Consider the following 3,451-nt stretch of genomic DNA (forward strand, 5'->3'; position numbering starts at 1 on the left):
GATGAGCTGAACGTCATCACCGACGCGTTGCGTACCGAGGGCGGCAAGTGGTTGCAGCTGTCCGACAGCGCTACCGCCATCAAGGGCGCTGCGGAGGGGCTGAGCTTGGACGCGTCTGCCTTCTACATCGGCGACGTCAACGCCGGCGTCCACTCAGCCGCGTACCGCGACTTTCACACCTTCATGGTCGCGATCCTCGCCGGCGCGGCGACGGAGTTTGAGCAGGTCGGTGACGCCCTTCGGCGCGTCGCCGACGCCTACGACCGGGCCGACAAGGTGATCTCGCTGGACCTCAACACGATCTACAAGGCCTAAGCGCGGACGCGACGACCCGGAAGGACACACAAGCCGATGCAGCCCGCACCGCCGGACCTGGAATACGGCGAGCCGTTCAACAAGGCCTTCGACCAGATCCGCGTCGGCGTGGACCTTGCCGTCGAGGGGTTCAACGACGTCGTTTCGCGGGTCAACGAGTGGGCGTGGCTGATCGGCCCGGCGGCGCTGCTGTGGATCAAGCACAACATTGATGCCGCGCGCCGCGGCCTGCGGGAGGTCATGGATCGGGTTGATCACGCGTTGGAGCACCAGGTGCCGGTGCTGTCGCTCATTTCGATGAGCTTCCGGTGGGTCACCGAGGTGAAGACGCCGGTCTCCCAGCTGTCGTTCGCGATCAGTGAGCCAATCGATCAGAACCTGGTTAAGTGGACCGGCGACGCGGCGCGCGCTTATGCCGACAAGGCTGTCAAACAGCGGGCGGCGGTTGACGAGTCCGTTCTCAAGGCGGAGTTCATCAGTCAGTGGCTGTTCAAGATCGCTAGGGCCAACGTTGACTACGCGGTCGAGCTAGCGGCGATCGTCACCAACCTGGCGGGTAAGTTCGCCCAGGCCGCCGTCGACGCGACGACGGTCATCAACATTCCCTGGGCCATCGACACGTTGGCGAAGGCTGTCGGCGATATCGTCACCGCGGGGTTGGACACCCTCCTGCGGATCGGTGAGCGTTTCGTTGACGCGCTGGGTAACGTCCGGGACATCGCGACGCAGGTCGGTGACTACTCCAAGCTCCCCGGAGGCCGTTGGCCCGAAGCCGTCCGCGGGTAGCGCCTGTCGTCAGGCGTGCGGCACGGCGGTGAAGGTCGCCTTGAGGATCGTCAGAGCTTTCGCGGCGAGTGCCTCTTTAGGCAGGTAGGAATCGCCGCCTACCGCGAGCCAGACCTTCACCACCAGGTTGGCGTCCCGGGCGTGGAGCATGTACTCGGTGTACTTGAAGCCAGGGTCCGATCGTTTGACGAACCCCTCGGCCTCCTCGCCGACGTCGGCGACGGGGCCGTCGGCCGTCATGCCGGTCACCTGCTGGGTCGCCGTGTAGAGGCGTCCGGCTTCCTCGGCGCTCGTCAACGAGGAGGCTTCCACTAGCAGGTTCGCCTGGTGGTCGTCCGCGGTGCGCATCTCGAACAGGCACGACGAGCCCTGCCGCGCCAGCGGCGGCTTCGGATCGGTACGAGCGACCTTCACCGACAAGTCCGCTAGGGGCGTCAGGTCCGTGCGCCGGCAGAGGTCGAGGTTGGTGGCGTCGTAGGAAGGGCCGACGGCGGGCGCCGGGCTACTCGTGGCGGGAGCACCAACGGTCGGCGAGGTGGTGACGGCACGGGGCGTCGCTGGTCCGCCGTCGTCACACCCTCCGGTAACCGCGAGCGTTACCAGAAGGCCGACAACCAGCGCCCGTTTCCGGGACCGAGCTTCCACGCTGTTGACCATACCGTCAGCTGCGCCAGGCGATCGCCCGTGCTGGTTACCGTTATCGTCGAGGCATGCCCCGCGAGACCATCGAATCTGTCGCTCGCTCCCGCGCCATCACCGCGGCGGCGGTTCTGCAGCAATTGGTCGATCTACGCGCCTACCCCCACCGGCACCTTGCCGTGGCCGCCTATGCCCCCGGCGGGGCCAGCATCGGCCAGGCGCTCGCCGCCGCCGACTACCTCAGCCACACGGGGTGGGAACTCATTAACGTGACGGAGGTTGGGAGCAGCAGGACACTGCACGCGATCATGCGACGCAGGTGAGCCCGTAGACGTCGGGCCCCATCGGCGCGTCAGCGGTTGACCTGACTGCCTAGCCTGTGGGAGTTAGGCGAGCTTCCACATCTTGCTTGTACGGGAGGAAAGCAGAGTGGACGGATCTTCGGCAACAATTGCCACCGCCCCGCGCACGATCACCAGGGTCGTCGCGATCGCCTCCGACGACACCTTCGCCCACGTCTACTCGAACGTGCGGCAAATGATCGAGGATGGGTTCGGTTCTGCCGACACCCGTCGGGGGGCCCTGGAATTCTTCAACGCGGCAGGCGGCCAACTAGTGCCGGTGTTCGGGCCGGCGTGGCAGTTGGTCGACCTACGGGACAGCCGTGACGCACCCGACGCCGACCGGCTGCGCCAGCGTCTCGCCGCCGTAGTGGACCACGTCGTGGCATACCTCAGGATGCACCCCGAGTTCGTCAAGGCGAGCGGCCTGACACTCGATGAGGCGATCCTCCAACTGCCCCGACCGGCCGAGCAGGATCTCGCCCACGTCCTGGCCCTCTTCCCACACCACATCGACGACGACAAAACTATCCAGCCGCTCAGTCAAGGCGGCTGGTTCCACAACAGTCTGCACGCCGCCGGCTGGACGCACTGAGCGCGACCACGGCGTCCCCGCCATCCCTGCGGACGCATTAGCCACGTACTCCCACTGGGTTCGCCGCCTAAGGCTCCTAAAGATCATCGGGCCACCAGTGTGGATCAAGGCTCTTGCCGTGGCCTCGCGGGCATCGTCCGTAGCCGGTGCTGGAGACGTTCCAATGGTGGTAGCAGTACGGGGCGTCGCACTGGCCGCAAAATCCGGCGTCGTCGTAGAAGCCCGCGGAGGTTACGGCGGCGTACCGGTACGGCTGGGCGAAGGCGTCGGCAAGCCGTAGCGCCTCTGCCCGGTCCACCGGTCGGCCGGCTCCGTTGCCCGCCTCACTCCCGGAGAACAGCAGCCACCACTGCTGGTCGTCGTGACGCTGTCGGGCAGCGTCGTAGGCGTCGCGCTGCTGCGATGACCAGCGCTGCCAGTCCGCAGGTCGGGTACCGGGTGCGACGAGTTCGACGTGTGCTGCCGGTCGCCCACACACCGCGCACGGTGGTTCCGCTACGAAGGCCTGAGACATGACTCATCCTCTCCTGTTAGGCGACGGCGCGCAGTCGTCGGACCGTGTCGACAGTGCGGTCGGGCTGGTTGGTTTCCCACCGGCGTTGAAGGGCATCGACGACGGTGGTGATCATCGGTTCGGTGACGTGGCTGTAGATGCCGCGCACGCCGGCGAGGCGGTGGCCGAGGCGGCGGGACGCGTAGTCGGGCGGCGGCCTCGGCTGGGGTGTAGAGCTGCAAGGCCTGCTCGTCGTGGCCTGCTGTTGTGTGCTGGAGGTGG

At 66.6% G+C, this 3,451-nt stretch carries 6 protein-coding genes and 1 pseudogene; 4 read left to right on the plus strand and 3 right to left on the minus strand.

Going from position 1 to position 3,451, the window contains the following annotated elements; translation table 11 throughout:
• Both KBX08_RS32530 and KBX08_RS32535 read left to right on the plus strand, forming a co-directional pair.
• Positions 1-315 (plus strand): hypothetical protein (locus KBX08_RS32530; RefSeq protein WP_210787599.1); only part of this gene is annotated, 315 nt, incomplete at its 5' end.
• Between the two features lie 36 nt (positions 316-351).
• Entirely contained in the window at positions 352-1,101 is a 750-nt protein-coding gene (locus KBX08_RS32535; protein ID WP_210787600.1) for a hypothetical protein, read from the plus strand.
• A gap of 9 nt (positions 1,102-1,110) precedes the next feature.
• Here the strand turns inward: KBX08_RS32535 and KBX08_RS32540 are convergent, their stop codons facing one another.
• A complete protein-coding gene (locus tag KBX08_RS32540) occupies positions 1,111-1,758 on the minus strand; it encodes a hypothetical protein (RefSeq protein ID WP_247670449.1) in 648 nt (215 codons plus the stop codon).
• Between the two features lie 53 nt (positions 1,759-1,811).
• On the opposite strand from KBX08_RS32540, the gene KBX08_RS32545 reads away from it, so the two are divergent.
• Positions 1,812-2,063 carry a transcriptional regulator gene (locus KBX08_RS32545; RefSeq protein ID WP_210787601.1) on the plus strand — a complete coding sequence of 84 codons (252 nt, stop codon included), beginning with the start codon at positions 1,812-1,814 and terminating at the stop codon, positions 2,061-2,063.
• A gap of 106 nt (positions 2,064-2,169) precedes the next feature.
• Complete coding sequence (locus KBX08_RS32550) at positions 2,170-2,676, plus strand: hypothetical protein (RefSeq protein WP_210787602.1); 507 nt, start codon at positions 2,170-2,172, stop codon at positions 2,674-2,676.
• A 76-nt stretch (positions 2,677-2,752) separates the two neighbouring features.
• Here KBX08_RS32550 and KBX08_RS32555 read toward each other — a convergent pair whose 3' ends face one another.
• Both KBX08_RS32555 and KBX08_RS32560 read right to left on the minus strand, forming a co-directional pair.
• The gene (locus tag KBX08_RS32555) at positions 2,753-3,190 is read right to left on the minus strand and encodes a hypothetical protein (protein WP_210787603.1); all 438 of its coding nucleotides are present in this window, start codon (positions 3,188-3,190) and stop codon (positions 2,753-2,755) included.
• 16 nt (positions 3,191-3,206) lie between these two features.
• Positions 3,207-3,451 (minus strand): annotated as a pseudogene (locus KBX08_RS32560) (hypothetical protein); the annotation flags it as partial.

It is taken from the genome of Micromonospora sp. H61 (assembly GCF_018070325.1).
Taxonomy (GTDB): domain Bacteria; phylum Actinomycetota; class Actinomycetes; order Mycobacteriales; family Micromonosporaceae; genus Micromonospora; species Micromonospora salmantinae.

What these genes read in the sequence shown, in the direction of transcription:
- KBX08_RS32535 (WP_210787600.1), top strand. Translation starts at nt 352, where the DNA reads ATGCAGCCCGCACCGCCGGACCTGGAATACGGCGAGCCGTTCAACAAG.
- KBX08_RS32540 (WP_247670449.1), bottom strand. Translation starts at nt 1,758, where the DNA reads ATGGTCAACAGCGTGGAAGCTCGGTCCCGGAAACGGGCGCTGGTTGTC.
- KBX08_RS32545 (WP_210787601.1), top strand. Translation starts at nt 1,812, where the DNA reads ATGCCCCGCGAGACCATCGAATCTGTCGCTCGCTCCCGCGCCATCACC.
- KBX08_RS32555 (WP_210787603.1), bottom strand. Translation starts at nt 3,190, where the DNA reads ATGTCTCAGGCCTTCGTAGCGGAACCACCGTGCGCGGTGTGTGGGCGA.